We start from the raw sequence: 1,776 nt of genomic DNA on the forward strand, positions 1-1,776 counted from the left end.
GTACTAGATGCGCGAGCAACTTCACGTTAATGGCACCGTCAACTACCGCACACTTCCCTGGCGGGTAAGTGTGGGCTTGAAAAAGCCTGTTGACCAGACGGCTAGGTTTTCCTAGCAGCCGTTAAGACCAAGAGTTAAAATTCGTACCTTGAAATGCGTGCCAGTTTCAAGCTCTACAACTAGGTAATTAAACAGGTCATTCGGGAAAGCCAGTGTTACCGAGAAAGTACCGAGTCTTAACAGTGTCGAGGCAAACTTTACCAAGAAATTGAGAGATGCAGTAATGCGAGTTTTCGTTCTAGACAAAAACCTGAAACCTCTTGACCCGTGCCACCAAGCTAGGGCAAGAGAGTTACTAAAGAAAGGGAGGGCAAAAGTATTTAAACGATATCCGTTCACCATCCTCTTACTAGATAGAACTGTTGAGGAATCTGTAACTCATCCTCACAGAATCAAGATTGACCCGGGCAGCAAAACAACAGGTGTTGCTGTTGTTCAAGAAAAAACTGGGCGTGTCACAAGCGCTTTAGAAGTCTCACACCGAGGGCAGCGAATCAAAGATGCTCTTGAATCTCGTAGAGCATTAAGGAGAGGTCGCCGTAATCGTAAAACCCGTTATCGTAAACCTCGCTTCTTGAATAGAACTCGTAAACCCGGTTGGCTACCCCCCTCTATTGAGAGCCGGATTAGCAATATCGAAACCTGGGTAAGACGAATCAGAAAACTCTGCCCAGTTACGGCAATATCTCAAGAATTAGTTAGGTTCGACTTGCAGAAAATGCAGAATCTAGAAATATCTGAAGTCGACTATCAAAGAGGCGAACTGTTTGGGTTTGAAGTCAAAGAATATTTACTCCAGAAGTGGGGAAGAAAATGTGCTTATTGTGGTGCTGAAAATGTTCCGTTTGAAATTGATCATATTGTTGCCAAGTCTAAAGGAGGTAGCAATAGAGTCAGCAATTTAACTCTGTCGTGCCACTCCTGTAATCAATCCAAAGGTAATAAACCTGTTGAGAAATTTCTGAAGAAGAAACCTGAAGTTCTCAAAAGAATTAAGGCTCAAGCAAAAACACCACTAAAAGATGCAGCAGCAGTAAACACTACCAGATGGGAATTGTACAGGCGACTTCAATCAACGGGCTTACCTGTAGAGGTGGGTTCTGGGGGTCTGACCAAATTCAATCGAAAGATTAGAGGGATTGAGAAAACTCACTGGACTGATGCTACCTGTGTTGGGACATCAACACCAATGAGACTTCTTCTTAACGGTGTCAAACCCTTGATTATTAAAGCCAAGGGTCATGGGAAAAGACAGCGTTGCGGAACTGACCGCTATGGCTTTCCGATTCGCCATGCACCTTCCCAAAAGTCCTTCATGGGATTTCAAACCGGAGATTTGGTGAAAGCCCATGTAAGACAGGGAAAGTATCAGGGAAACTACACAGGTCGTATTGCTATCAGATTTAAGCCGAGTTTCAAGCTGACCACAGGAGGTAAAAGTTTTGATGTGCATCCGAAATACTTGAAAACCATTCACAAGGCTGATGGCTATGAATATGTATCTTGAAAATTCCGATTCGCTATCGCTCAATTTATTTATTGGCGGCAATTCCCCGGACGCTGACCTTTCAGGTTCAGTCGTCCGCCCCCTTGCCGTATTTGAGGTGGACACCCCAATGGCAGAACAGCCGTTGGAATTACTCCATGAGCTTTTTTCAGAGCGAAGGGGATAAAGACCCTACATGGATGAGTTTTTACTCTTATGAACACTTGCAA

General features: G+C 44.2%; 2 protein-coding genes. Both read left to right on the forward strand.

Annotation, left to right across the window (positions count from 1 at the left end; all coding sequences use genetic code 11):
• Positions 1-283: 283 nt before the first annotated feature.
• The gene (iscB, locus tag F6K49_RS45695) at positions 284-1,567 is read left to right on the forward strand and encodes an RNA-guided endonuclease IscB (protein ID WP_293108888.1); all 1,284 of its coding nucleotides are present in this window, start codon (positions 284-286) and stop codon (positions 1,565-1,567) included.
• On the forward strand, positions 1,564-1,776 hold a 213-nt coding region (locus F6K49_RS45700), incomplete at its 3' end, for a hypothetical protein (RefSeq protein ID WP_293108891.1). The genes iscB and F6K49_RS45700, both read left to right, overlap by 4 nt.

The sequence above is a fragment of the Moorena sp. SIO3I6 genome, assembly GCF_010672095.1.